The organism is Streptomyces sp. NPDC104371, assembly GCF_055583785.1.
Window position 1 is genome coordinate 372949 of the sequence record NZ_JBVJNF010000002.1, and the last position, 25188, is coordinate 398136.

Annotated in this window: 22 protein-coding genes, 1 tRNA gene and 2 pseudogenes; 6 read left to right on the plus strand and 19 right to left on the minus strand. The window is 67.0% G+C overall.

The window, feature by feature from the left end; translation table 11 throughout:
• Positions 1-356: 356 nt before the first annotated feature.
• From thrB to ACZ60T_RS07545, 6 genes are all read right to left on the minus strand, one after another.
• The gene (gene thrB, locus ACZ60T_RS07520) at positions 357-1274 is read right to left on the minus strand and encodes a homoserine kinase (protein WP_469665170.1); all 918 of its coding nucleotides are present in this window, start codon (positions 1272-1274) and stop codon (positions 357-359) included.
• Between the two features lie 242 nt (positions 1275-1516).
• Positions 1517-2575: a threonine synthase gene (gene thrC, locus ACZ60T_RS07525; RefSeq protein WP_365622356.1), complete on the minus strand. Its 1059-nt coding sequence runs from the start codon at positions 2573-2575 to the stop codon at positions 1517-1519.
• Positions 2576-2581: 6 nt separating this feature from the next.
• Positions 2582-3871, minus strand: coding sequence for a homoserine dehydrogenase (locus ACZ60T_RS07530; protein ID WP_469665548.1), 1290 nt, complete (start codon positions 3869-3871; stop codon positions 2582-2584).
• A gap of 195 nt (positions 3872-4066) precedes the next feature.
• On the minus strand, positions 4067-5458 hold the full coding sequence (gene lysA, locus ACZ60T_RS07535) for a diaminopimelate decarboxylase (protein ID WP_365622353.1): 1392 nt from the start codon (positions 5456-5458) through the stop codon (positions 4067-4069).
• Positions 5459-5482: 24 nt separating this feature from the next.
• The gene (gene nrtL, locus ACZ60T_RS07540) at positions 5483-6484 is read right to left on the minus strand and encodes an ArgS-related anticodon-binding protein NrtL (protein WP_469665172.1); all 1002 of its coding nucleotides are present in this window, start codon (positions 6482-6484) and stop codon (positions 5483-5485) included.
• A gap of 117 nt (positions 6485-6601) precedes the next feature.
• On the minus strand, positions 6602-7141 hold the full coding sequence (locus tag ACZ60T_RS07545; protein WP_469665549.1) for a response regulator: 540 nt from the start codon (positions 7139-7141) through the stop codon (positions 6602-6604).
• Positions 7142-7251: 110 nt separating this feature from the next.
• Between ACZ60T_RS07545 and ACZ60T_RS07550 the strand changes: the two genes are divergently transcribed.
• Both ACZ60T_RS07550 and ACZ60T_RS07555 read left to right on the plus strand, forming a co-directional pair.
• Positions 7252-7323: transfer RNA gene (locus ACZ60T_RS07550), tRNA-Arg, on the plus strand.
• Positions 7324-7547: 224 nt separating this feature from the next.
• On the plus strand, positions 7548-8015 hold the full coding sequence (locus tag ACZ60T_RS07555; RefSeq protein WP_469665174.1) for a hypothetical protein: 468 nt from the start codon (positions 7548-7550) through the stop codon (positions 8013-8015).
• A 56-nt stretch (positions 8016-8071) separates the two neighbouring features.
• Here the strand turns inward: ACZ60T_RS07555 and ACZ60T_RS07560 are convergent, their stop codons facing one another.
• The 7 genes and pseudogenes from ACZ60T_RS07560 to ACZ60T_RS07590 all read right to left on the minus strand — a co-directional run bounded on the left by ACZ60T_RS07560 (position 8072) and on the right by ACZ60T_RS07590 (position 13377).
• Positions 8072-9454, minus strand: a complete 1383-nt coding sequence (locus ACZ60T_RS07560; protein WP_469665176.1) for a tyrosine-type recombinase/integrase — start codon at positions 9452-9454, stop codon at positions 8072-8074.
• Positions 9451-9662, minus strand: a pseudogene (locus ACZ60T_RS07565) (helix-turn-helix transcriptional regulator). The gene ACZ60T_RS07560 and the pseudogene ACZ60T_RS07565 overlap by 4 nt, the downstream one beginning before the upstream one ends.
• Entirely contained in the window at positions 9652-11022 is a 1371-nt protein-coding gene (locus ACZ60T_RS07570; protein ID WP_469665178.1) for a replication initiator, read from the minus strand. Before ACZ60T_RS07570 ends, ACZ60T_RS07565 begins: the two are co-directional and overlap by 11 nt.
• A 360-nt stretch (positions 11023-11382) precedes the next feature.
• Positions 11383-11673, minus strand: a complete 291-nt coding sequence (locus ACZ60T_RS07575; RefSeq protein ID WP_469665180.1) for a hypothetical protein — start codon at positions 11671-11673, stop codon at positions 11383-11385.
• Between the two features lie 32 nt (positions 11674-11705).
• Positions 11706-11900: a hypothetical protein gene (locus ACZ60T_RS07580; RefSeq protein ID WP_469665550.1), complete on the minus strand. Its 195-nt coding sequence runs from the start codon at positions 11898-11900 to the stop codon at positions 11706-11708.
• An 11-nt stretch (positions 11901-11911) separates the two neighbouring features.
• Positions 11912-13231 (minus strand): FtsK/SpoIIIE domain-containing protein, encoded by a 1320-nt coding sequence (locus ACZ60T_RS07585; RefSeq protein WP_469665182.1) that lies wholly within the window; start codon positions 13229-13231, stop codon positions 11912-11914.
• Entirely contained in the window at positions 13231-13377 is a 147-nt protein-coding gene (locus ACZ60T_RS07590; protein ID WP_469665576.1) for a hypothetical protein, read from the minus strand. Before ACZ60T_RS07590 ends, ACZ60T_RS07585 begins: the two co-directional genes overlap by 1 nt.
• On the opposite strand from ACZ60T_RS07590, the pseudogene ACZ60T_RS07595 reads away from it, so the two are divergent.
• A pseudogene (locus ACZ60T_RS07595) lies at positions 13361-13564 on the plus strand (SCO3933 family regulatory protein); the annotation flags it as partial. The gene ACZ60T_RS07590 and the pseudogene ACZ60T_RS07595 overlap by 17 nt on opposite strands.
• A 217-nt stretch (positions 13565-13781) precedes the next feature.
• On the plus strand, positions 13782-14522 hold the full coding sequence (locus tag ACZ60T_RS07600) for a GntR family transcriptional regulator (RefSeq protein WP_469665184.1): 741 nt from the start codon (positions 13782-13784) through the stop codon (positions 14520-14522).
• Positions 14523-14939: 417 nt separating this feature from the next.
• Here ACZ60T_RS07600 and ACZ60T_RS07605 read toward each other — a convergent pair whose 3' ends face one another.
• The 5 genes from ACZ60T_RS07605 to ACZ60T_RS07625 form a co-directional block, all read right to left on the minus strand.
• The gene (locus tag ACZ60T_RS07605; RefSeq protein ID WP_469665186.1) at positions 14940-19076 is read right to left on the minus strand and encodes a trypsin-like peptidase domain-containing protein; all 4137 of its coding nucleotides are present in this window, start codon (positions 19074-19076) and stop codon (positions 14940-14942) included.
• Positions 19077-19118: 42 nt separating this feature from the next.
• Positions 19119-19442, minus strand: coding sequence for a CU044_2847 family protein (locus tag ACZ60T_RS07610; protein WP_469665188.1), 324 nt, complete (start codon positions 19440-19442; stop codon positions 19119-19121).
• Between the two features lie 494 nt (positions 19443-19936).
• On the minus strand, positions 19937-20266 hold the full coding sequence (locus ACZ60T_RS07615; RefSeq protein ID WP_469665190.1) for a hypothetical protein: 330 nt from the start codon (positions 20264-20266) through the stop codon (positions 19937-19939).
• Positions 20263-20727, minus strand: a complete 465-nt coding sequence (locus ACZ60T_RS07620; protein ID WP_469665192.1) for a phosphotransferase family protein — start codon at positions 20725-20727, stop codon at positions 20263-20265. The genes ACZ60T_RS07615 and ACZ60T_RS07620 overlap by 4 nt, the downstream gene beginning before the upstream one ends.
• Before the next feature lie 912 nt (positions 20728-21639).
• On the minus strand, positions 21640-22290 hold the full coding sequence (locus ACZ60T_RS07625; RefSeq protein WP_469665194.1) for a response regulator: 651 nt from the start codon (positions 22288-22290) through the stop codon (positions 21640-21642).
• A 139-nt stretch (positions 22291-22429) separates the two neighbouring features.
• Here ACZ60T_RS07625 and ACZ60T_RS07630 point away from each other — a divergent pair, with 139 nt between their 5' ends.
• Entirely contained in the window at positions 22430-22804 is a 375-nt protein-coding gene (locus ACZ60T_RS07630) for a PadR family transcriptional regulator (protein WP_365622341.1), read from the plus strand.
• The gene (locus ACZ60T_RS07635) at positions 22801-23397 is read left to right on the plus strand and encodes an HAAS signaling domain-containing protein (RefSeq protein ID WP_469665195.1); all 597 of its coding nucleotides are present in this window, start codon (positions 22801-22803) and stop codon (positions 23395-23397) included. The genes ACZ60T_RS07630 and ACZ60T_RS07635 overlap by 4 nt, the downstream gene beginning before the upstream one ends.
• A 391-nt stretch (positions 23398-23788) precedes the next feature.
• Here ACZ60T_RS07635 and ACZ60T_RS07640 read toward each other — a convergent pair whose 3' ends face one another.
• Positions 23789-25117, minus strand: a complete 1329-nt coding sequence (locus tag ACZ60T_RS07640) for an HNH endonuclease (RefSeq protein ID WP_469665197.1) — start codon at positions 25115-25117, stop codon at positions 23789-23791.
• Positions 25118-25188: the final 71 nt, after the last annotated feature.

Below are 25188 nucleotides of genomic sequence, written 5' to 3' on the forward strand. Positions count from 1 at the left end.
GTGCTGTCCGGCTTCGGTCCTCGTCTGTATGGACCGTGCCGGGGCGGTGGTCCGCCATAAGCGGCGGAAGAAACATCTGGTGACTGGCGCTTCCCGGAGCCGTGACACCCGGGTCTGTGTCACGCGGCTCGGTCACACCGATTCCGGAGCATGCTCGGCAATTCGCCCAGTGCCATATACGACGTACCGCTCACGTACGGAATACGGAACACAGTGCGACTTGGGAGGCTCCCGGAAGAAGGGTTGTCCCGGACGGGGACACGAAGCACCACGCCATGGCTGGGTCGGGTGCTGACTTGAGATTAACACTACCGGATCCAACAAACATTCCCCCTCTCGAAACCGGCAACCGTGTGTCAGGGCGCGAGCGGCAGTACGCACGCTCCCTGACTGTCCAGGTCAAGCCGGTTGGCGGCCCATCCCTCACCTGCCAGGTGGGCCACCTTGTCGGCGCTGTCGCCGTCGGCCAGCGCCAGGACCGTGGGTCCGGCGCCGGAGATCACTGCGGGGATGCCGTCCGCCCGCAGCCGTTCCACCAGCGCGGCGCTCTCCGGCATGGCCGGAGCCCGGTATTCCTGGTGGAGTCGGTCCTCGGTGGCGGGCAGCAGCAGCTCGGGGCGCCGGGTCAGGGCCTCGACGAGCAGTGCGGCGCGGCCCGCGTTGACGGCAGCGTCGACGTGCGGCACGGCGCGCGGGAGCAGTCCGCGCGCGGTCTCGGTCAGCACGGGCTTCCCGGGCACGAAAACCACCGGAACGATGGAACGGGTGGGGTCCAGGCGGATCGCGCGCGCGGCGCCGCGGTCCATCCAGGAAATCGTGAACCCGCCGAGCAGACAGGCCGCGACGTTGTCGGGGTGGCCCTCGATCTCGGTGGCGAGTTCGAGCAGCGCGGCGTCGTCGAGCCGGTTGTCGCCGCCTATCGTCACGGCGCGGGCGGCGACTATGCCGGCACAGATGGCGGCGGAGGAGGAGCCGAGGCCGCGGCCGTGCGGAATGCGGTTGGCGCAGACGATCTCCAGGCCGCGCGGCTGGCCGCCGAGGGCGGCGAAGGCGGCGCGCAGGGATCGTACGAGGAGATGGCTCTCGTCGCGCGGCAGCGTCTGGCTGCCCTCACCCGCGATGTCGATGTGCAGCCCGGAGTCGGCCACCCGGACGACCACGTCGTCATAGAGCCCCAGCGCGAGGCCGAGGGCGTCGAAGCCCGGCCCGAGATTGGCGCTGGTGGCGGGGACGCGCACCCGGACGGCGGCGGCGCGGAACGCTGGACCGGCCATCGCTCGTTGACTCTCCTTGAGCTGCGTGATGGTCGAATGACACTCGATGCGGTACGGAAGACCCGAAGGCCGCAGGGACGGCGCGGCACCGCGGCATATGCGGCGGGCGGGTTGAGTACAGCCTATCGAAGGAAGGTTCTGTGGCGACATAGGGCGCACAGGAGGCGCACGATGCGTGTCGTAAGCCCCCTGTGCATCCGCTGTCGGGCGGCGTGCGGGGTCGTCCCCCGCAAGCGCCCCGATTACGCCAGTCCGAGCCGTTCGGCCGCGGTTGCCGCGTCGACCGGGACCGTGACCGGCTGCGGGGCGCCCGCGACGGCCCAGTCGGGGTCCTTGAGTCCGTTGCCGGTGACCGTACAGACGATCCGCTGGCCCGGGTCGACCTTGCCCTGCTCGGCCGCCTTCAGCAGACCGGCGACGGACGCGGCGGACGCGGGCTCGACGAAGACGCCCTCCTGCGCGGCCAACAGCCGGTAGGCGCGCAGGATCTCACGGTCCGTCACCTCGTCGATGAGGCCGTTCGACTCGTCGCGGGCCGCCAGCGCGAACTTCCAGGAGGCGGGGTTGCCGATCCGGATCGCGGTGGCGATGGTCGAGGGGTCCTTGACGACCTCGCCGCGCACGATGGGGGCCGAGCCGGAGGCCTGGAAGCCCCACATGCGCGGAGTGTGCTGCGCGATGCCGTCGGCGGCGTACTCCTTGTAGCCCTTCCAGTAGGCGGTGATGTTGCCCGCGTTGCCGACCGGGAGGACATGGATGTCGGGCGCGTCGCCGAGCATGTCGACGATCTCGAAGGCCGCCGTCTTCTGGCCCTCGATGCGCACCGGGTTGACCGAATTGACCAGCGCCACCGGGTAGTTGTCGGACAGCGCGCGGGCGAGGTCGAGACAGTCGTCGAAGTTGCCGTCGACCTGGAGGATCTTGGCGCCGTGCACGAGGGCCTGGCCCATCTTGCCGAGCGCGATCTTGCCCTGCGGCACGAGGACCGCCGAGACCATGCCCGCGCGTACGGCGTAGGCGGCGGCCGACGCGGAGGTGTTGCCGGTGGAGGCGCAGATGACCGCCTTGGCGCCCTCCTCCTTGGCCTTGGAGATGGCCATGGTCATGCCGCGGTCCTTGAAGGACCCGGTGGGGTTGGCCCCCTCCACCTTGAGGTGGACCTCGCAGCCCGTGCGCTCGGAGAGCACCTGCGCGGGTACGAGCGGCGTACCGCCCTCACGGAGCGTCACGACGGGCGTGCTGTCGGACACCGGAAGCCGGTCCCGGTACTCCTCGATGATTCCGCGCCACTGGTGAGTCATTGCTGGTTACTCTCCTTCAACCCGCATGGTGCTGGCGACACCCCGCACGGTGTCGAGCTTGCGCAGCGCCTCGACGGTCCCGCGAAGCGCGGCGTCGGAGGCGCGATGGGTGACGACGACGAGGGAGGCCTCGCCTTCCTTGCCCTTCTGGCGCACCGTGTCGATCGAGACATTGTGCTCGGCGAAGACGGTGGCGACCTGGGCGAGGACACCCGGCTTGTCGGCGACGTCGAGGCTGATGTGGTAGCGCGTGACGACGTCGCCCATGGGCGAGACGGGCAGGGCCGCGTACGCGGACTCGCCGGGTCCGGTGGTGTTGCCGAGGCGGTTACGGCAGACGGCCACGAGATCGCCGAGGACGGCGGACGCGGTCGGCGAACCGCCCGCGCCGGGCCCGTAGAACATGAGCTGGCCCGCGGCGTCCGACTCCACGAAGACCGCGTTGTACGCGCCCCGTACGGAGGCGAGCGGGTGGGTCAGCGGGATCATGGCGGGGTGCACGCGGGCGGTGACCGAGCCCCCGTCGGCGGCGCGCTCGCAGATGGCGAGCAGCTTGATCGTGCAGCCCATCTGTTTGGCGGAGGCGAAGTCGGCGGCGGTGACCTCGGTCATCCCCTCGCGGTAGACGTCGTCGAGACGTACGCGCGTGTGGAAGGCGATACCGGCGAGGATGGCGGCCTTGGCGGCGGCGTCGAACCCCTCGACGTCGGCGGTGGGGTCGGCCTCCGCGTACCCGAGCGCGGTGGCCTCGTCCAGGGCCTCCTGGTATCCGGCGCCCGTGGTGTCCATCTTGTCGAGGATGAAGTTGGTCGTGCCGTTGACGATCCCGAGGACGCGGTTGACCTTGTCACCGGCGAGGGACTCGCGCAGCGGCCGGATCAGCGGGATGGCACCGGCGACGGCGGCCTCGTAGTACAGGTCCTTGCCGTGCTCCTCGGCGGCGGCGTGCAGGGCGGCGCCGTCCTGGGCCAGGAGGGCCTTGTTGGCGGAGACCACCGACGCGCCGTGTGCGAAGGCGGTGGTGATGAGGGTCCGCGCGGGCTCGATCCCGCCGATGACCTCGATGACGACGTCGATGTCGCCGCGTTTGACGAGGGCGGTGGCGTCGGTGGTGACGAGGGCGGGGTCGATGCCCTCACGCACCTTGGAGGGCCGCCGGACCGCGACGCCCGCGAGCTCCACGGGGGCGCCGATGCGGGCCGTGAGGTCGTCGGCGTGCGTCGTCATGATGCGCGCCACCTCTGAGCCGACAACCCCACAGCCCAGCAGCGCCACCTTCAGCGGACGCGTACGCATCATCCGACCTCGTTTCCTCATGCGGTCCGGTTCCTTGACCAGTGTTTTGACCAGTCTCACTCACCGGACGACACTTTCCGCCCCTGGTCCGGATCGTGAGACATTTCTTTCGTTTTCCGACACGGGGCGGGGGATCTTTCGAAGCCAGGCGGTTGCGGGCTCCGGCCGTAGCCCGCGTCCCAGGGGTTTCGGCCGTCACCCGACATCGAGACGCAGCAGGTCCTCCTCGGTCTCCCGGCGGACGATCACCCGGGCCTCGCCCTCGCTCACGGCGACGACGGGCGGGCGGAGCGCGTGGTTGTAGTTGCTGGCCATGGACCGGCAGTACGCACCCGTGGCGGGCACGGCGAGCAGGTCGCCGGGGGCCAGGTCAGCGGGCAGGAAGGCGTCCCGCACCACGATGTCCCCGCTCTCGCAGTGCTTGCCGACGACCCGGACCAGCATGGGCTCCGCGTCGGACGCGCGGGAGGCGAGCGCGACGCTGTACTCGGCGTCGTACAGCGCGGTGCGGATGTTGTCGGACATGCCGCCGTCGACGGAGACGTACGTACGCAGCCGCTCGAGCGGCTTGATGGTGCCGACCTCGTACAGCGTGAACGCGGTGGGGCCGACGATGGCGCGCCCGGGTTCGACGGAGATACGGGGGGTGCTCAGGCGGGCGGCCTCGCACTCGCGGGTGACGATCTCGGTCAGCGCCTTCGCGATCTCCTGGGGCTCGCGCGGATCGTCGTCGCTGGTGTACGCGATGCCGAGGCCGCCGCCGAGGTCGATCTCGGGAAGCTCGACGCCGTGCTCGTCGCGCAGGTCCCTGAGCAGCCCCACGACGCGGTGGGCGGCCACCTCGAAGCCCGACATGTCGAAGATCTGCGAGCCGATGTGGCTGTGGATACCGATGAGTTCGAGCCCGTCGAGCCGAAGGGTGCGGCGTACTGCCTCGGCGGCCTGTCCGTCGGCGAGCGGGATCCCGAACTTCTGGTCCTCGTGCGCGGTGGCGATGAACTCGTGGGTGTGAGCCTCGACGCCGACGGTGATACGGATCAGCACGCGCTGCCGCTTGCCGAGCGAGGAGGCGATGTGCGCGACCCGCGCGATCTCCTGGAAGGAGTCGAGGACGATCCGCCCGACGCCGCTCTCGACGGCCTTGGTGATCTCCTCGGTGGACTTGTTGTTGCCGTGGAAGGCGATGCGGTCGGCGGGCATGCCCGCGAGGAGGGCGGTGGTGAGTTCGCCGCCGGAGCAGACGTCGAGGTTGAGCCCTTCCTCGTACAACCAGCGCACGACGGCGCGGGAGAGGAACGCCTTGCCCGCGTAGAACACGTCGGCGGCGGGCCCGAACGCGGTGCGCCAGGCCCGCGCCCGCGCCCGGAAGTCGGCCTCGTCGATGAAGTAGGCGGGGGTGCCGAACCGCTCGGCGAGCGTCTTGACGTCGACACCGCCGACGGTCATGACACCGTCGGCGTCACGGCGTACGGTCCGGGCCCACACCTTGGGGTCGAGGGCGTTGAGGTCGGCGGGCGGGGCGGAGTAGTGGCCCTCGGGGAGGACGTCGGCGTGGCGGGGCCCGGCGGGATGTGCGGAACGGCTCATGTCGATCTGGGGCTTTCTCGCAGGTCAGAGGTAGTCAGGGGCGCTGATGCCGAGCAGGGACAGGCCACCGGCGAGCACCGTCCCGGCGGCTTCGGCGAGCGCGAGCCGGGCCCGGTGGGCGGCCGAGGGTTTCTCGTCGCCGAGCGGGAGCACGGTGTGCTGGAAGGCGAGCAGGGCATCGGCGACGGCGACGAGATGCCGGGCGAGCCGATCGGGCGCGCGGTGGGCTGCCGCCTGGGTCAGGGCGTTGGGGTACTCGGCGAGGGTGCGCAGTACAGGACCGGCTTCGGGTACGTCGGCCACGTCACCGGGCTCGCTGTCGAAGCCGAGCCGCCCGGCGTTGCGGACGAGCGCACGGGCGCGGGAGTGGGCGTAGCGCACCCGGAAGAGAGGGTTGCTCTCGCGCTGCACCAGATGCTCGCCACCGATCCGGGGCCGGTCGTGCGCGGCGGGATACAGCAGGGCCCAGCGAGCGGCGTCGGGACCGAGGGGGGTGGGGTCCTCGACCGCGGGAACGGGCCGCACCTCGCACGGCTCACCGGGACGCGCGTACCGGACGTCGGCGCGGCTGCCCTGCGTGGCGAGGATACGGACGAGGGCGTCGGCGAGGACGAGGGCGCGGGGGTCGGGGGGGATACGGAGGGTGAGGCGTGCGTCGCCGCTTGTCGATGTGTTCGAAGTGTTCGAAGTGTTCAGTGGGCGACGGTGGAGAATCTCCCGAACGAGGGCGGCGCCGGCGGTGGCGGGTTCCAGATGGATGTTGAGGAACCCGGGCCCGGTGATCTCGACGTCGGCGATACCGGGGGCGCCGCTGATACGGGACCGCAGGATCTCGGCGACCCGAAGCGGCGGCTGCCCGGCGGGCCGGGCGAGCTGGAGGGCGATGTTGGTGGCGTAGTCACCACGCCCACCGGGCCGGGGCGGAGCGACAACGGCCCGCGAGGGCACGGCCACCCGCAGCTCCCCCGCGTCCACAGCACAACGCACCGCACACAGCACGGTACGGGAGAGCTCGACGGGGGTCACGGGACAAGGGTAGGGGAGGAGGGGGGTGGGCCTGCGAGTCGGTTTGGGCGAAGCGAAGGGACGACCAGAAGGCGCCCGGAGACTGAGCCGAAGGACGCCCGCCCCCCTCGTTCCCCCTCAACCCCCCACATGCCCCGCATGCCCAGGAAGCCCGGGGAGCCCGGGACGCTTGACGTGCGTGAGGTGCTCGGAGTGCTGGGGGTGCTGCTGAGGATGCTCGACATCTCTACGACGATGAGTCCCCATCAACTCCCGTACGACCTGGACGAGTTCGGCCGGGTCAAAGGGCTTGGCGAGGAAGGCGTCCACACCGACACTGAGGCCGCTGGCGACTTCGTGCTGTGTACAGGCGCTGACGATGACGAGGGGCAGCTCGCGCGTACGGGGATCGGACCGGAGCCGCGCGGCGGCCCGCAGCCCGTCGAGCCGGGGCATGACCACGTCGAGGGTGACGACATCGGGCCGCACCTGATGGACGACGTCCAGACACTCGGCACCGTCAGCCGCGGTCACGACCTCCAGCCCCTCCAGCTCGAGGTTGACCCTGATCAGCTGCCGGATGACCTTGTTGTCGTCCACAACAAGAACCCGGCCGGACGCGCCTGACACAACTCGAGAGTAGGTCGAGCAACGGCACCGCGTCCGGGTTTTCCCCACTTCCACCCCGTCCGTGGCCCCTCCCCACGCAACCGCCCGACAACCCGTTCCTGACGACCCGGAAAGAGCTGGTAGGGTTCTACCCGTCGCCGCAAGAGAGCAGCAGACACGCCCCCGTAGCTCAGGGGATAGAGCAACGGCCTCCGGAGCCGTGTGCGCAGGTTCGAATCCTGCCGGGGGCACTTCGCATGAAGTGCCTAAAGACCCCGCCATCAGCGAGTTTGCTGAGTGCGGGGTCTTGTTATATGTGCAGGCGGATGCGGCCCGATGCAGCCCCATGACAGTGATCACGTAATGACGACGTAATGATCTTGATGGGTCTTTTGGCAGGTCAGAACCCTTTCGAGAGGCCAACGGGACCGCGGCCATCTGGGCACACAGACGATCTCGTGATGTTCTGCTCTCCGTGGCCAGCGTTCTCTCCGCTCTGATCGCAGTCCTGGGGACTCTGCTCGGCGTTGCCATGACACATCTGTTTCAACGCCGATCGGCTGCCCGCGACCAGCTCTTCGCGGCTCAGCAGCAACTCCGGTCTGAGCGCATGTCCGTGTACAGCGATTTCGCGGGAGCCGTGACCGAGTTCAGGCGAGGTCAACAGGACCGCTGGCACCGCAAGAACGAGGACCCGAACAGCTCAGCCCGCTTCGAAGCCCGGGTCGAGGCGTATCGCCTTCGAGGGGTTGCGCTCCATGCGCTGTTCCGAGTCCAACTCATAGCGAGCAGCCAAGCAGTGATCGATGCCGCACGACACGCCTACACACTGACGGATGGGGTGCACAAAGCAGCCGAAGTGACGGAACTGAGTTCACTCGGCGCGCAGGCACGAGATGCTCTAGAAGGCTTCGTGAAACTCGCAGCGTCTGACGTGCGATAGCAACGCGGGAGCCCTGGATCTCTCCAGGGCTCCCAAGATCAGCAGGTCGCTTCGTTCTACTCGTCCAACTCCTCCCCCAGTCCCTTCAGGATCCGGTCGTTCATCTCCTGCTCCTGGCCGTCGACGCACTTCGCGTAGATCTTCAGAAGTACGTCCACGGAATGGCCTGCTCGGGCCGCCACCTCTGGAGCCGGAACCCCGGAGTTGAGCCATTGAGAGACGCTCGCGTGCCGGAGGTCGTAGGGGCGAGCCGCCAAAACAGAGGGAACCTGTTCGGGCGGCAACGCCAGCCTCCGGGCCTCCTTCCACGCACGCGAGTACGACGACGCGGCGACGACGTTGCCCCTCTCACTGGCGAACAGCCGGCCGCCCTCCACCGTGCCGAACTCCTTGATGTGGTCCTGGAGCAGCCGCACGAGCGGAGGCGGGATCGGCACGATGCGCACTTCCCCCTCTGCCCGTTGCTTCAGGCCACGACGGTCGTGGGCTTCTCCGGAGTCGGTCCACGCTTTCCCGGCGGTGGGCCGCGTCTCGGTCAGTTCGATCCGACCCCACCCCTTCTCCGGGAGAGTGCAGTCAGAGAGGCGTGGGCCCAGCGCCTCACTGGGCCGCATCGCCGCGTAGTACAGACACCCGAAGAACGCCCTCAGCCGTCGCCCACTCGCTCGTTCATAGCCGCCGACGTACGTGACCGCCGTCAGCAGCTCCCGCGCCTGTCGAGGGTTGACCACCACGCGGCGGTCGACTTCCTGTACGGCTCGCTTCCCTCGCTTGCGCCGTACCCGGCTCAGCGGGTTGGAGGGCAGCATCTCCAATTCCACTGCGTATTCGAGGACGTTGAAGACCACCGCACGGCGCCGGCGGTAGGTCTGCGTGGCCGCAGGCTTGCCGTCGAGCTTGCGCGTGAGCGCGTCGATCACGTCGTGTGCACGGCTGATCTCCTGGAGTTCCGCCACTGGCAGCGAGGCTTTCTCCATCCACTTCGCCGCCATCGCGATCTCCTCAGGCCGCTCGCGCTCCCGCTGAGGTGGAGGCAGGACGTACGAACGCAGCGCCCGCCGGAGATCAGCCGAGGCAGGTCGCCCGCGGAGTGACTTGACCAGCGCGGGCAGGACAGTGGCCAAGGCGTCGGTCATGCTGTCGCGCTGTTTCGCCGAGGCCTCCGCCCACCGGGCATCGATGTACTTGAGCGCAAGCCCCAGGAGGGACAGGGCCGCTTTGCCCCCGCGCAACGAGTCGGGCAGGCCGGTCACGGTGTCGAACGGCTCGCCCTTGTCGGCCGCCCGGAGCAGCTTGGCGCGGAAGCGATCGGCCAATGCCTTCGTCTTGTGCGAGTCGTGGAAGGGTTCGCCGTCGACCGACCAGCGGACGAGGTACGTCGGTTTCTTCGCGGAGCGGTTGATGCTCAGCTTCCAGATGACGACCTTGTAGGACTTCACGAAGCGGCCCCCTCCGCGCGCTCTTCCAACCAGGCGTTGAGCACGTCCCGACGCACCCGAAGCTCACCGTTCGGGAGGCGGATGCAGGTCGGGGCGAGGCGCAGTTCCCGCCAGCGGTAGAAGGTGCGCCGGGAGATACCGCCCAGTTCGTCGACACCTGCCGCACGGTGAGCAGCTCGGCTGCCTTCATACGGGTGTCACGCGCCATGGAGAGCACCGCCCTCCCGCACCGAGGCGGCCAGGAGGGCAGCTTCCGGGGAGTAGCCGCGCCCCGCGTACTGCCACTGGCCGACCGTGATCGTCGGGCGGTCGGCCAGGCCGAGGAAGGTCCGTTGTTGCTCCGCGCGGTGGTCGGCACGGGCCTGCCGGAGAGCGGTCAGCGTGGTCGAGTAGCTGCGTGACTTGGTGGAGAAGTGGCCGCCATAGCCGAGCATGTGGGCCCAGCGCCGCAGTCCGAGCGGCGCGAACTCCGGCAGTCCCCCGAGCCACCAGCACGTCCCGATCATGCGCAGTACGTGTGCGCGCACGGGCAGCATGACCATCTCCCGTGCGTGATGGATCCGACCGTCCACCGCGCCCGCCGTCTCCGCTCCCTTGGTGGCGTACTTGGCGATGTAGCCCGCCACAGCCCCCGCGGAGGCGGGCCGCTCCCCCGGTTGCCGTTCGTACGAGGTGACCGGCCGCGCATCAACCTGAGTGCCGAACCGCAGCACCCGCGGACCGACGATGTTCGCACCAGGGGCGGTCAGCCGGACCCGATCGACCACCGAAGGCACGGTCTCCACCAGGAGCGGCACGGTGGCCCAGCCGGGCGGTGCCGAGTCGGGTCCGTCCGGTCCGTCGAGGCGGATCACCGCATGGAAGTGGACTAGGCCTCGCCGCTGGTACTCGGCGACTTTCGTGTACGACAGTCGGGCGACTTCCCCGAATTCCGAGCGCGACAGACCGGCCCGCCGCGCGACTTCCCGCCGCAACTCCAAGCCGAACCGATGCCAGAGCCGACCCGCGTACGCCTGCCAAAGCACGGCTCCGGCGTAGTCGTAGCAGCGCGGGCAGAGCGGTTCGCCGAGGCGGAGGTCATCGGCCGCGTGCCGCTCATGGCATCCGGTAGGCGTCCCGTGCGGGCAGCACTCCCCCGCCCGGCGGGGACGGCAGGCCCGTACTCGACCCTCGCGTTCCCGTCGGGTGTGTACGGGGCCGAAGCCGGGAGCGGTGAGGGTGGCGAACACCCGAGGGTGCTTGCTCACCTCCTCCGTTACGTTCTTGCCGCCGACGAGTCCGGCCCGGACGAGTTGGTACGTGTCCGCCCGGTACAGGCCTGAGCAGGCCGGGCACACCGTTGCCCGCCGGTTGCCGCACGCGGTCAGCAGTCGACCGCCGTAGACGTCCGACCCGTACGACAGCAGGGCTTCGCCCGTGGCTGCATCGAGGACGGTTGCCCCGCCGACCAGGTGGATCGGGTTGGTGCAGCCGCCGAGACGGATGATGTTGCGGCGCCAAGCAGCGAACTCGGGAGCCGACGCCTTGGCGACCAGGGCGGCAGCTTGCTTCGGCAGGGTCGCGGTCATCGGCGACCACCGCCCCCGCCGAAGGCCTCCCACATCACGGCCGAGATCCCCTCGGGTCGGGTCTTGGCGCTGAATCGGAGGGTCGGGTCTGTCAGCCAGAGTGCGGCAGCATGCGCCGGGCACAGGTGCTGCTCGATGCCATCGAGCCCGACGAGGACGACGCGTTCGGGTCCCGCGCAGTCGAGACCTCTGGGGCGTTCCCCCTCAGCTCACAGTCGGGCAGAGGGGATTTGCGCGAATGAGGCGCAGTGGACAAAGTGTGGGTGCTCCTTTCACTGCTCACGTGGCGGTTGGAGTGGGTTCCTGACGGGGTCGGGTTTGGCGACTTCGCGCCCCGTCGGGAGCCCGTCATACGGGCGATCACTGCCGCTCCTCGGGCGGGATCGCAACGACGCCGTACGCGATCGGCCCGAAGTAGCGGCGTGCGTCGAAATAGCCCTCACCGATGTCCTCCACGGGCACACCGAGCGGGGCGGCGGCGTACTCCGCACCCTCCCTGCGAGCCGCGGGGTCGGATGTGTCGACGAAAACGCCGAAGAACGGGTGACGCGGGACGAGGACGGTGGGATTGGCGGTCAGGAAGTCCGCCAGTTCACGAAGCCCGGCGAGGAACGGGTCGCGGTCGCCGGAGCGGATGACGTACTCGGGCACAGGTTGCCCCTTTCATGGGTCATCGGGTGGGTTCAGAAACGGAGTTGGCCGAGGAAGCCGCTCACGCCGTCGAGGAACGCCAGGACGACGGGTGCGGCCACGGTCCGCGAGAGCAGGAAGCCGAAGGTCCCGCAGAGCAGCAGGTCGGCCGTGCGCAGGTAGCGGATGCGGAGCAGGAACCAGATCAGGAGACCGAGCAGCAGTACGGCGGACATGGACACCAGCACGGTGGGCCCTCTCACAGGGTTTCGGCGTGCAGCTCGGACAGGACGGGGGTCAGGTGGGCGTACTCGGCCGCGATGGCTTCCGCTTCCGCCTCGGTGATCAGATGGGAGCGGGCGCGTTCCCATCCGTCACCGGAGGCAAGGACTGCCGTACCGGCTTGTTCCGGGGTGATGGCCTGGGCCGCCTTGAGCGCGTCGGGGTTGAGGTCGCCAAGTGCCATTTCCGCCGTGCCGGGATCGGCCACGCGGTGGCAGACACGTCCGCCGAGCTGGGCTCGTAGCGCGGTGACGCCGGGGCCCAGGTCGGAGCCGACGCGTTGGCCGGCGACGACGAGGAACACTCCGAGTGCGGCGCCGAGCTGGGCCAGGCGGATCAGCGCGGTACCGGCGGCTTGCGCTTCGTCCTTCTCGTCACGGCTCGCGACGAGGAACAGTTCTGCGATCTCGTCGACGATCACGACGATGGGGACCGGGCGTGCCTTCTCCGGAAGGCCCCAGATGTTGCGTACGCGGGCCGTTCGGCAGACGGTCATGCGGTCGAGCGTCAGCTCCACGAGTGCGGCCAGTAGCTTGATCGCCTGCCTTCGGTTGGTGGCGAGCGCGGACAACCGCGGCTCGTAGAGGGAGAGTTCCATGCCGCCCTTGCAGTCGATCCCGACCAGGGCGACGGGTTGCGGGGCCAGGCCCGCGACGAGGGCGTTGATCAGTGTCGATTTGCCGGAGCGGGTGGCCCCGACGATCAGCCAGTGCGGCACTCGGCGCAGGTCGAGCACCCATGCGGCACCGGTTTCCAGGGCGCCGACGGTCACGCGGAGCAGGTGGCCAGGTCCTCGGCTACGCGGCACCCGAGGAGCGGCCAACGGGTCGGTCACCGAGGCGGCGATCCGTACGACCCCCGGTTTCCAGGAGTTCACCCGTACCGCGTGCACGCCCCAGTCCTCCGCCATAGCGGGCGCCGCTTTCACGAAGTCGTCCGGCACCTGGCCCGGTAACAGCCGCACCAGAAGCCAGAAGCCGCCTGCGGTCGGGCGTATGAGACCGCGTCGGGGCACGCGTGGCTGCGGGGGCGGCGCCCCGTTGCCGACGAGCCCGGACACGACGGTCAGGGCGGGCCGACGACTTACGGCAAGTCGGCACCCGGCCATCAATGGCCGCCAGGTGTGCATCACCCGGACGGCCACGGCCGGGAAGCCGACTAACAGCCACCAGGCCGCGGGATAGCGGCGGCGCAGGGCCGGGCCTGCGAGAAGCAGACCCGACACCAGCACTGCGGCCACCACCAGAGCCCAACTCGGCCAAACCACACCAGCCGAAGCGGCGGAGGCCAGGGTCATCACTGCCCGGCCCCCTTCCCCGCCGGGGCCGGAGCGCTCAGGGGCCGGATCTCCGCCGCACGGAAGGCGATCCCGTGCCGCCCCTCGTTCTCCCACGGCGTGGCGACCAGGTCCCGCACGGCCACCGGCATACCGAGCTGCATCATCTGTGCCGTACCCCCGGCTCCGCGGGTCGCCAACCGAGAGACCGGTCAGCTCCGCGTCGACCGCGAGACCGGCAAGACCATGTACCAGGTCGGTCTCTGCCTGATGGCCGGCGCATCGGCGGACGTCGTGAACGTGAGAGTGGCCGGTGAGCCGACCGGCGTCCCCGTGAACTTCGCGGTGTCGATCGGAAGGCTTGCCACTGTTCGGATCTCCTCATCTCTGGCACCCGAAGGCCAACCCTTCGGGTTGCTTTACAACTCGTACTACGGGTCGCGGTTCCAGATTGGCGACCCGTAGTACGGGTTGTCAAGCGACTCGAGGTGAGGGAAGCTACTTCCGATCGCGGTAGGTAGCTATCTACCGCGAAAGAACGAAGCAGTGACCACGGCCGTGGAGGGCCCGCATGCCGCCGAAGAACACGCAGCCGAAGTACCGGCAGATCGCCGACTACCTGCGCGAAGGCATCCTGAACGGAACCTTCCCGGCCGGCCAGCCACTCCCCTCCGAGGAGACGTTGGCGAAGCAGTTCGGCGTGACGCGCCCGACAGTCCGTCAGGGCCTCACGGAGCTACGGGCATCCGGGCTCGTCGAGGTGATCATGGGCAGGGGCACGTTCGCCCGCTCCCCGCACAGCCGCCCGAGCCTCACCCGCCCGCGCGGCGTCCGCCGGACAGCCAACGGCCAATACGCGGAGGCGGACGGCATCCGCTGGACGGACGCCGAGCCTTCCGTAGCCACCCGGACAGACGCCCCGCTAGCCCTGGCGGATCTCCTGCGCATCCCACCGGGCGAGCCGATGTTCACGTACGACGCCCTACAGACGGCTGACCAGGGCCGCCTACGCCAACTGCACCGGACCTACGTGCCGTTCTCGGCCCTGCTCGACACCAAGTACGAGGAGGAGCCGCCACCGCCGGCACCGGAGCTTTATCGCGCGCTGGCTGAGTTGGGCCACGAACTCCACTTCACGGAGTACGTCCGCACCCGCATGCCCCTACCGGACCAGGCCCAGGCCCTCCGACTCGCGGACGGGGTACCCATGCTGCACGTCCTCCGCGTGATGCTCACGGAGGCAGATAAGCCCTTGGCCCTGGAGGAATTCCACCTACCGGGCGACGGGTTGGAGCTGTCGTTCAGGCTTTAGCCGAACCTAAGTTGGCTCAGACTTTCTCTACGTCATCAAGGCGGCTCGCTCCGCTCACCGCGCGCGGCCCGGCCGACGTCCGCCACGCACAGCAATCAGCCGCCTGATGCCAGAAAAGAGGTACGTCGTGGCTGGGGCGGTCAGCTCCACGGCTTTACGGAGCCACTTTGGCGCGAGCCTCGAAGATCACGGCCCCAACATCGTGCTTTACCGGGCAGATCCACTACCTGCCCGACGCGCCGCAAGCTTACGGGGCCGTGATCACTCGCGCCAAAGCAGCGCCACCCCAAAGCCGTTACACCGACCGCGTTATGGACTCAGCACCTTCGGCGGCAACCGCCCATCCCTCCAGGGCAGCGGGACGGCACTGACGCCAGCAACCCAGGCAGGCATTAGCGCACCAGGGACACATTCCCCTTAACGGGAAATGCCAATAGAAGTCCGATCGCTATTTTTCGAAATATCTTCGAACAAGATTCCTATCATCCCCGCACTCAGACTCGCGGTAACATACGGGCCCGCCTGAGCCACCCACTCAATTGGGTAATATACGGGGATATTCACTAGAAGGCGAAGGCTAACTGGATCCCAGATGCGCAGCGTGCGATCATCACCGGCACTTACCAGTACTGCACGCTCTCCGAGAGTTGACACCCAAAGCTGCCCCACTCTGCCAGAGTGCCCTTCGAGTACGGCAATCGACTTCTCCGCGTCCAGGTCCCAGAATCGAATGTCACCACTCTCATGACCAGTCACTAGAAGCATTCGATCTTTTACCTTCGCCACACACTGTGACGTAATTACCGATCTCCCGATTTCCAGCCGAGCCACTTCTTCGCCCGAGGTCGGGCTCCAGGCCTGGACGCGCCGCCCGTTAAGATTCAAACCAGCAATTGCGAGCCGCCCACGAACCGGCACTGGGCAGATATTCCACGCCACTCCGAGACCCAATTTAAGCGATTGCACGGGATACTCTTGCGTCACGTCCCAGAAATGTAGAGAATTACCGAACGAGGCCACCAACAATGGTGTCGAATCGACCTTGATGGCGCACAGAGAAGGAACGCCGGCGTACGGCACGGGGCGATACTTGAGCGCCCTGACCCTGCGACCGACCTGTGGATCCCAAATCTCGAGCCGCTTTCCAGCAACCGCGAGAAGAGTCCGCCCGTCGATTACAAGTCTGCACATTGCCGTCGCATCCTCTGCGGGCATCCTGCGCACTACTTCCCACGACGCGGGATCCCGAATATCGATGAAATCATCACCGACTCGCCTGGTCGCAGTAAGTAGCCCAGATTTAGCGCGGAGGACGCAGGCATCATCGAACAACTGAGTTGGCCGCTCCACCAGTTCGGTCTGCCCGCCGGCAGCAGGATCCCAGATACGGATCGAACGATCATCGCCAGTGCTGGCAAATCGGAGGTTTTTTGCGGCACTGACTGCGGATACCGAGTAAATCGCGCCAGCATGCCCAAGCCACATAGCGAGCTGACTCTTGGTTTCCGGAGACCAGAGCCGGAGCGTCCCATCCTCGCCTCCGCTCACCAAGACTGGTTCGCCTTCACTGGTTGCAGCGCACACAGCGAAGACAGCTCCGTCATGTCCCGTGAGCAGCCCGACTTCCGTACCATCGCATGGATCCCACAGCAGAATTGTAGAGTCATACCCGCCACCGGCAAGCAATGTGCGGTCGCCGACCTCGATTGCGCACAATGTCCGGATCCAAACATCACCCCATGGGTCATCATCGCTCACGATCCAGCGATTTATTCCCTCCTTTGGATCCCACAACCGCACAGTCCCGTCCTCACTACTGGAGGCCAGGAAAGGAACCCCTTCCACAAGAATCTCACACAGAGCGGTAACCCACTCATCGTGGCCATCGAGTACGGCGACCTCTTGGCCAGAATTGGGGTCCAGCAGTTGAATTACCGCATCTGATGCCCTTGCCGCAGCCAGCAGCGTCTGCCCGCTCCGATTGATCGAGCAGAGCGCCGAGTACCCTCCTGGATCCCCGGTAAGGCTGTGAACGGATTCGCCGGTAAGGGGGTCCCAAAAGCGGATGGTTCCGTCTCGGCCAGTGGAAACCAGTGCCTCTACTGTTCCGAGGCGGATGGGAATGATGGACCGAATCTCGTCCGTGTGCCCCTCCATGACATGCACGACCTCGCCGAGTGCCGGGTCCCAGATCCGTACAGTGCGGTCGCCACCCGCGCTAGCTAGAAGTTCCCGTCCTTCGAGATTGAAGGAGCAAAGGACATAAGCCCAACGTGTATGGCCATCTAGTACGGCCTCCTCACTTCCGGGCACCACGTTGGACCATCTAGCCCGATATGGGGCAGACGCGGGAAGGTCGCGGTAGACCTGGCCGAGGCATTGCTGAGCCTCAGTCACGCTGAAGAGAGCGAGCCGTCGGCCAGGATCGGCATTGAATGCCTGAGGAGTACGCCGAATTAGCTTGGCTTTAGTGCGAGCGATATCAGAAGCTGTGCGATCAGCTACCGGAAGGAGGCGGCGCAAATCCGCATGGAGGAGATACTCATCTTGGACCAGAAGTTCGCCCACTACCCCCGCAGTCTCTGCATGCGCGGGCAGTGAACGTTTTAGGTACGAGTCCGCATTCGTCCATCCATTTCGCTCCCCTTCGGCGATCATGGCGCGCGTGAGCGCCTGTTCGTCCTCACGGCGGGGATGCAAATCTGCTCGCGCACTGATCAAAGTGTCATTGAGAGCCTGGTGGAAGAGCCGATATACAGTTCCCCATCCCTGCCCTGCGCCCGACTCTACAAGGAAATTCGCTGCAGAGGAGCGGGCAAAGGCAGCGAGGCTTCTGTCTGGAATGATTGGCCCACCGAGGGCCACGATCGCCATACGCCAAAGCCGGATGGAGAATCCCGGGGACTCTGCGAAGGCGAGAGCCGTAAGCACAGCTTGTGCTGGGCAGCCATCCACCGGCTGAATGCGGTCGAGATAGTCACGCAGGGCTCCGTCCACCGTTGGGACAAAGGCGATTTCCTCGGGCCGGACAGGTCTTTGGTCGTGCAGCCCATGCGCCCGTGCCACTAGCCCAGCGACCAGAAAGTTACGGTCGGCCATTTCGGCGATACGTCTGGCAATTAGTTCGGCAACAGCGTCTTCGGTGTAAGGATTGTTTCGCCGTTCGTCACCACGCAATTGGAGGGTGGCAAGGGTATAAGCCTCAAGATCTTCCTGATCAAAATATTGGGGCTGGTCAAGGTCGACGAGCGACAGGGCCCTGCCAAAGGAAGCAAGCAGGTCACCGGAATCATCTCGACGCCGACTCCCCACGACAACGCGGACATTGAGGTCCGCGCAGGTCTCCACCAACGGAGCCACGATCCGCCGGATGACCAGTCGCGCCTGCTGCGGGGTTGCGGCCTCATCAAGCGCGTCGATGACCACATTGAACGGGAGGCAAGGGTCATTTCCATCGGCAGGAAGGCGTGAAGAAATAGCCTCGCGTAGCAGTTCCGGAAGGTACTCAATGCTGTCCGGCAAGGCAGCCGAGGCCGCTGCAGCAATTTCGACCGCGACATCGAGAGCCGTCTTACCTTTGGCGTGCACCGCACAGGAAATAGAGCCAATCGGTGCACGCACAGCCGTGTCATCACGAGGAAGCTCGTCGGAAATTTCCCGGTCCGCCGTGGTGACGATCCGACCCAGAACAGCGGACTTGCCCACGCCAGGGGACCCCGTGATAAGGAGGGCTCTCCGCTCCGGCGGGTTGTTAAGCCAGTCAACGATGGCGGTAAGGGCAGTTGTCCGCCCACGGAAGCGGAAGCCTTTCTCGGTTTCGATGCTGACCCCGCGGGCGCGCGGGCGCCAATGGCGTCCCGCCTCCGGGTCGCTTTGGAGTGACCATCCCCAAGAGGCGAGAGCGGACTCCCCAGCTGCCTCCACCGACCAGGCTGCCAGGTCGTGGATGCCCTCGTCAGGGAAGATGCGATCGATCTTCCAAAGTGACAAGGCGCGTCCATCGCCTTCGCCGCCCGCCTGACCGACCACGCCCACGATCGCGTCATACTCGGGTGACCAGAGAGCAGAACCACTAAAACCGGACTTGACGACGTACCTCGAGTGGGTATCGAGCCGCACCCAGCCATAACCGAGGGCTTCACCGATCACGCCAGCAGCCGAGTTGCCAAGTTGCTCGCCGCCGGGGAAACCAAATGCCCACCATTCCCGGCCGACCAGATCGGCTGGCGTTGGGAAGCGTAGGCGGGGAATTCGCGTAGCAGGCACAGGCTCAACCAGCCGGAGAATCGCCACATCTTGGGTGCCTTGGAGTTGCGGCGGCGGAAGCACAACCTCCCGAACGCGTATCCGTACTGTGTCGCCCTCCTCCGCCTTAGGAAAAGCCACCCAAAGCGGGGTACCGGATTGAGCAACGCTAGCCACTACGTGGGCGCACGTTATGACGCGGTGGGTATCCAGTACAAAAGCCGACCCGAGGGATCTCTCGTCGCTCTCGGCGCGATGGACCGCAGCAACCCATGTGTCATTCGTGGGCCTGCTAGGCTGATTGTCCATAATCGATCTTCCGGCTGATGTGCCGCGCTGGCTCCTTTCTCGCTACTGCGCGGCGGAGTCCGGCGAGACCACCGCATCGCGCCATGTGAGAGTGACCTCGAAGTTCGCCTCGGTTGCGGTCTTTGCAACCAGCCAGTTGGCGTTTCCGCTGACCTTGATGCCGAATTTGAGCTGAATTTCACCGGGCTTCATCGCAGCCAGCTCGTCGAGCACACTACGTGCCGCCTGTACAGCAGGCTGAACAGCCTCCCGGACGCGAGCGACGGTCTGCTCTGCGCCGACAGGATGGAAGTCGTCGCCCGGCTCGATTTCGAAACCGACTGTGGTCTGCTCATCCAGCATGTAGGAGACGACGTGCGACGACATATGTTCCCCCTCGAACGTACGGTGCCCTCATGCTACCGCTGAGGTCAGCACCCACCAGGCATCCGCAGTGTTCTAATGCTTGGCGCCAATGGCCCATGCCGCTTGCCCGAGCCGTCTCTGTGTGAGGCGCAGCCCGCACCACAACTGCACAACATCGAGCGGGGAACCACGGGGAAACCAGCCCACTAGACGAGACCACGCATCAGCCATTCGCCCAGGTCAGCGCCCGAACGAGCCCGAAGTAATCGCGGCCTCCCAAGCTGATAGATCTTGCAACAAGCCTGGCAATCACTGCTTTTGAAGGTCTGCCGCTTCGTCCGGGCTGCGGCGCTGGGGCGCCGGTCCCGGCCGAGCGGCAGACCGACAAACGGGGCAGCAATGCGCGCAGCAAAGAGCCCCGCACATCGACCGCCGGGGGGTACGGCGACGTGCGGGGCCGAGCCGGACAGTCGCGGGAGCGTGCTCAGACCGCGACCGTTCGGGGACTCTCGGGCTCAGGCAGCCGACGAGTTCGGGTAGGCAGGCACCGAATCGCACATCAACCCATCGGTGTGTGCTGGTGTTTCTGCGGCAAGGCCCGAATCGATCAGCGTGGCCAGCAGCAGAGCCGCTTCAGGCCGGATGACGCCCAGGCGCACTAGGCCGCCACCGAAGACGTTCACGTCGGCCGTGAGTCCGGAGAAGTCCGCTTCCAAACCCAGAGCCGTCAGCTGTGCGGCCAAGGTGCTGGCACTTCGCCGAGCTTCTGCCCAGCCGCGGACGTAGGGGACGCCGGGCGCCAGGTTCTCGGCCCGCTTGGCGACAACTCCCCGTCGGTCGGTCATGACGTCAGTCCTTTCCCGCGCTGTGTTCGGCAGTTCGACTGCCCTCCCGCATGTGCTGCAAGAGCGACCATCATCAGCTCACGCAGGTCCGCAAGCGTTTCATACCCTGGCCAGTTCATCAGGTCGAAGCCGTAGCGGTGCACGAACTCGGCGTACTGCGCCTTCGTGTGCCAGCCGTAACGGTCGTAGTAGATCGCCGTGAGGATCAGGTCCCACTCACGTGGGGCGAGAGCGAAGCCGTCCAGATCGATGAACACCGCGTGCCCGCCCCGATGCCGGAGGACGTTCCCGATGTTGGCGTCACCGTGAATCATGCCGAAGGGAAGTACGAAGTCCAGCCGGTCGTAATCCTTGGCGAGGCTCGCCGCTCGTTCCTCCAGGAACGTTCGGTCCCCCTCTGAGATGCTGTCCAGCCCTTCGAGGGAGGTCGCCAGCTTGGCCAGTGGGTCGAAGTACGGCACCCAGCGATTCAGGCTCTTCGAGCCAGTGCAAGCGGCGCAGGAGATCGGCCAACTCCCCTATCGTCGCGTACTCCTCGGTCTCCTGGACGCTCTCCCAGAAGGTGACCACCAGGCCGCCCACGACGAGCGGTTGGGTGACCAACGCAGACACTCGCGTGGCCGGGAAGTCGTGCGTCTCAAGCCATCTCGCCACGCCCACGGCCCGTTCCATCTCCGCGAGAACGGACGGATCACGCGCGATACGGACGATGACCGGTAACGAGGTCAAGCGGTAGACCGCGTTGGACCCGAGACGCAGCAACTCGGCGCCGTTGGCGTCGAATCCGGCTGTCGCGCATGCCTCCCGCAGGACAGGCGCCAGGCCCTCCGCCGTGAACTCCGTGCTGCTGCCGTCCGGTCCCCCGCTGCTGCCCGAGATCGTGCTTCGACCATACGGCCCGGACCGACCGCCCGACAGGCCGCCTGCGTAATAGGGACGTAATGACCTTGGCCAGCATCCGTTCACGCGGAGTCTCCGTCCCAGGTCAGAGAGTTGACTGGGTATCGCTCTCACCTGGGCTCCGGAGCCGTGTGCGCAGGTTCGAATCCTGCCGGGGGCACCCGAAAATGGGAACAGATATGCCGGTTTTGCCGGGCTTGTCCACCTCGAGTGCCATGATCGGGCGCCAGCACTTCGGTGCGGGCGCCCGATTTTTTGTTCCATGGATCCAGCTCACGGTTGACGGACACCAGTCCGTCAACCAGGCAGCCCGGGATCACCACCCGCAGGGTCATTCTTCGCGGGGGCGGCTGTAGCGGACCTCCAGCCCGAAGGCGTCCTGCCTTCATGGCCCCGCGCGGCCGCCATCACCTGAACAGCACACTCGTACTGAACCCCTAACCCCACACTCGGTTTCGAAGAGCCCTCTCAGCTCAGCCCGCAGCTGTGCCGAGCCACTTGGCCACAGCCTCTGAGCGGCTGGTGCTGTGGAGCTTGGTGAAGATGCGGTGGATGTGGTCCTTGACCATCCTCTCGCTGATGAAGCAGGTGGTGGCGACGTCGTGTGCAGTAGCGCTGCCGAGGCCGTCAGGGGCCAGTAGACCATCCTGCGTTCGGCCGCCCTGGTTAAGGTGCGCCGCCAACGCCTCGACCGCCGTGGGCGTGAAGGTTGCGAGCCCTTCCTTGATGTTGCGTACGCCGGCCACCAGCTCGTTCGCTGTGAACTCGCCGTGAACCAGGTAACCACCAGCACCTCGGCGCAGGGCCTCCTGGACGATCTCCTGCTCGCGGCTGTCCGTGAGAATCATGACCGGAGCGATCAGCACCAGGTGCGGGAGCGCCGAGATGGCGTCCTCACCGGGCATGTGGACGCCCAGAAGAACGACGTCCGGGTGGTGGTGAGCCACCGCCTCATGGGTCTGGCGGCCATCCGCCGCCTCCGCGACAACCGTGATGTCCGCGCGACCAGAGAGGATAGCCGTCAGGCCAGCACGGACTACCGGATTATGGTCCGCCACGACGACCTGCAAAGGGACCCGTGGTGATGCCTCAGCGAAGGCCAAGTGGCTCTCGCCACTGAGCACATGGTCCTCGGCACTTGCTCGACGGCTTGCCTCCGCCCGGACACGTGCGAGCGCACCGGCTACGACCTCCTCCACGATGGATTGAGGGGATCCGCACGCCCCCTACCATCCATTTGCCTCACCAGGTATCTTGCATCGCATGGAACCAGGTGATTCGACCAAGCAGGCACGGGCAGCCGCCCAGCTGCGCAAGGGTGTCCTGGAGTACTGCGTACTCGCCCTGATGCGGGACCGCCCCCGCTACGGCGTGGAACTCCTCCACGCTCTGGAGGACTCCGGTGCCCTGGCCACCAGCCAGGGCACGGTCTACCCGCTGCTCTCCCGGCTCCGCCGCGACGACCTGGTCACCACCACCTGGCAGGAGTCCACTTCCGGGCCACCCCGTCGCTACTACGCGCTCACCGACAGCGGCCGGGCCGCACTCGACGAGTTCACCCGCGTCTGGCCCGGCTTCCGCAACGCCGTCGACGCTTTCCTGACCACCCCTCACCCCTCCACCGGAGACCTCGCATGAAGACCTCTGCCGACCCCGTACGCGACTACCTCGCCGCCGTCGAGCGCGAAGCCTCCGCACTCCCCACCGACCGCCGCCAGGAACTCCTCGCCGACCTCACCGAACACATCGAGGTGACGCGCGCCGAACGCCCCGACGCCGCGATCGGCGAGGTCCTGGCGGAGCTGGGGGACCCCCGCACGATCGCGACGACGGCACTGGCCGAGGCGGGGAACGGGGCCGCTGAGGCCTCAGCCCGGAGCGGTGTCGGCGCACCAGCCCGGCGCGGCAAGGTGCACCCCTTGGTCCCGCTCCTGATGCTCACCCTCTCGCTGCCCTTCATGATGATCTTCCCCGACCTCCCCGGGCCGCTGTTCGGCGTCCTGTTCCGCATCACCGGCGCCGTACTTCTCTGCACCTCAGTGCACTGGACCGCCGTCCAGAAGACCACCGGCGTACTGCTTACCGCCGTCCTGCCGACCGTCATCATCGTCTCCTGGAACCTGTCCAGCGGCGGCTCGACGGGCGGCACCCCGGCCCTCCTAGCCAACCTGGTCGCGACCGCCCTGCTGGCCGGCGTGGCGGCATGGCTCTGGCGGGTCCGTCGCGCCTGAGCGCAGCGGCGGAGCCCAGGCAGAAGAGCACGGAGCCGGCGACGAGGTGCGCCACCAAGAACCATCGCTGAGCGCTCCCCCAGAGCGGCATGGACGCGCCGCTACGAGCCGTACAGCCCGGACTACCGCACCCGTGCCAGACGCGTGCCAGATCAAGAGGGGAACTACAGGGAATAGCGGGGTGCGGACTCGGTGAGCGGACAGACTTATCTGCCGCTCTCCCGGACGTGCGTGTCGCCGACTTCGAGGAGCTGTCTGAGCACTGACTGGACGAGGAGCGAGCTACTCGCTTGGAGTGGACGGTCCCTCTGGATGTCGACGCGGGGCCCTGTACCGACCTCGCTCAGGGCCGCCTGGCAGGAAGAACCGAGTGCCGAGGTAGAAGAACCCGTCAGCCGACGGCAGGCTTACGAGCATTGACGGTGCACAGATTGCGGTGATAGCCGAGGTGCGCCTCGTCTATCGGATGCCTGGGGTCGCGGCGGAGCGGGCGGGGGTCTCTGCTGCCTCTCGTCCCGCTGACCAGGCCGTCGGAGTCGACGTAGATCTCCAAGCCGTCGAAGAGAACATGGCAGTTGGCACACAGGCACAGGAGGTTCTGCAGTTCGTCGGGGCCGTGGTGGGGGCTGCCCAGGCCTCTTATGTGAGCCGCCTGGCTGTACGGGCGGTTCAGGTAGCGGAGCGTCGTGCCACAGATCTGACACTGATCGCCCTCGAGTTCCTTGACCTTCCTGGCCAGGGCTTCGTCGCGGACGATCACGGAGCGGGTCGCGTCACGGCGCGGTGCGGGGTCGGTCGCCCGCTCGTACCCATCCACGTCGGCACCGCTGCTCCCATCCTCCGACGGGCTCAACAGGCCGCCGGCTGTGGTGTATCCGTCCAGGCCTATTCGCTCGAAGAGGGCCTGGCGATCGACATCCTCGAGATACGTCTCGCAGATCGCGGCGATGGCGTCGAGGCGTGTCACCGGGTCTCGAAGGAGACCAGCGGCCTGTTCCGTGAAGCCGGCCTGCGGGTGGTGCGCGTCGAGGACGCTCACCTTCGGCATCCCCTTGGCCAGCTCGGTCGGTATGCCCTGGACCTCCCACAGTCCGCTGCCCCGGAGATGCCAGAACGGATACTCCGGTGTGGCCTTCGCGTTGGGAAGTCCGAACTCGACCAGGAGCGGACCGACTTCGTCTCGAAACTGTGGCCACGGGGTCATGCGGGGCCGCTCGTCGGCTGCGCGCGATATCGCCCACAGGAGGCTCAACGGCTGGTGACGGCTGGGTGCGGGGTTCCCGGGGCCGCGGGAGACCTTGAGTTTCCGGAGGCGCTCCAGCAGGGCCGCACGGTTCTGGGATGTCTCCCCGGTCTCCACCGCGAAGCCGAGCTCGCCCAGGCGTCGCGCCACCGTGGCCGCGCCGCCGCTGAACTCTCCGGCGCTCAGGAAGTCGCCGGTGGCATACCCGTGGGCGACACCGGCAATGGCCTTCGAGTCGTAGCGAAACCCGTCCAGGACCAGCTCGTACGACCTGGCCCGCCCGAAGCCGTACGTCTGAAGGAAGTTGTCCCGCCCCAGGCGGCGGAACTCTTCGGTCGCCGCGATGACGTCTTCGTACTCAATGTCCCCAAGCCCCATACATCGAAGGCTAGTCGGACAGTACGACAATCCACATTGGCCGTTGGCGCCCAAGAAGTCGGCGGTCACCGTCCCTGTGGGGCGGTTCGCGGGCGTCATAGCGTTCACGGTGCGGTGATCGCCAAGGGCGATGGGCTTCAGGGCGCGCTGACTTCCCGCTTCTTCCCGTG

What these genes read in the sequence shown, in the direction of transcription:
- ACZ60T_RS07530 (WP_469665548.1), bottom strand. Translation starts at nt 3,871, where the DNA reads ATGCGTACGCGTCCGCTGAAGGTGGCGCTGCTGGGCTGTGGGGTTGTC.
- ACZ60T_RS07640 (WP_469665197.1), bottom strand. Translation starts at nt 25,117, where the DNA reads ATGACGCCCGCGAACCGCCCCACAGGGACGGTGACCGCCGACTTCTTG.
- ACZ60T_RS07590 (WP_469665576.1), bottom strand. Translation starts at nt 13,377, where the DNA reads ATGATGCAGCTCGGTATGCCGGTGGCCGTGCGGGACCTGGTCGCCACG.
- ACZ60T_RS07610 (WP_469665188.1), bottom strand. Translation starts at nt 19,442, where the DNA reads ATGTCGTCGCACGTCGTCTCCTACATGCTGGATGAGCAGACCACAGTC.
- ACZ60T_RS07570 (WP_469665178.1), bottom strand. Translation starts at nt 11,022, where the DNA reads ATGACCGCGACCCTGCCGAAGCAAGCTGCCGCCCTGGTCGCCAAGGCG.
- ACZ60T_RS07585 (WP_469665182.1), bottom strand. Translation starts at nt 13,231, where the DNA reads ATGACCCTGGCCTCCGCCGCTTCGGCTGGTGTGGTTTGGCCGAGTTGG.
- thrC (WP_365622356.1), bottom strand. Translation starts at nt 2,575, where the DNA reads ATGACTCACCAGTGGCGCGGAATCATCGAGGAGTACCGGGACCGGCTT.
- thrB (WP_469665170.1), bottom strand. Translation starts at nt 1,274, where the DNA reads ATGGCCGGTCCAGCGTTCCGCGCCGCCGCCGTCCGGGTGCGCGTCCCC.
- ACZ60T_RS07635 (WP_469665195.1), top strand. Translation starts at nt 22,801, where the DNA reads ATGAAGACCTCTGCCGACCCCGTACGCGACTACCTCGCCGCCGTCGAG.
- ACZ60T_RS07600 (WP_469665184.1), top strand. Translation starts at nt 13,782, where the DNA reads ATGCCGCCGAAGAACACGCAGCCGAAGTACCGGCAGATCGCCGACTAC.
- lysA (WP_365622353.1), bottom strand. Translation starts at nt 5,458, where the DNA reads ATGAGCCGTTCCGCACATCCCGCCGGGCCCCGCCACGCCGACGTCCTC.
- ACZ60T_RS07615 (WP_469665190.1), bottom strand. Translation starts at nt 20,266, where the DNA reads ATGACCGACCGACGGGGAGTTGTCGCCAAGCGGGCCGAGAACCTGGCG.
- ACZ60T_RS07630 (WP_365622341.1), top strand. Translation starts at nt 22,430, where the DNA reads ATGGAACCAGGTGATTCGACCAAGCAGGCACGGGCAGCCGCCCAGCTG.
- ACZ60T_RS07605 (WP_469665186.1), bottom strand. Translation starts at nt 19,076, where the DNA reads ATGGACAATCAGCCTAGCAGGCCCACGAATGACACATGGGTTGCTGCG.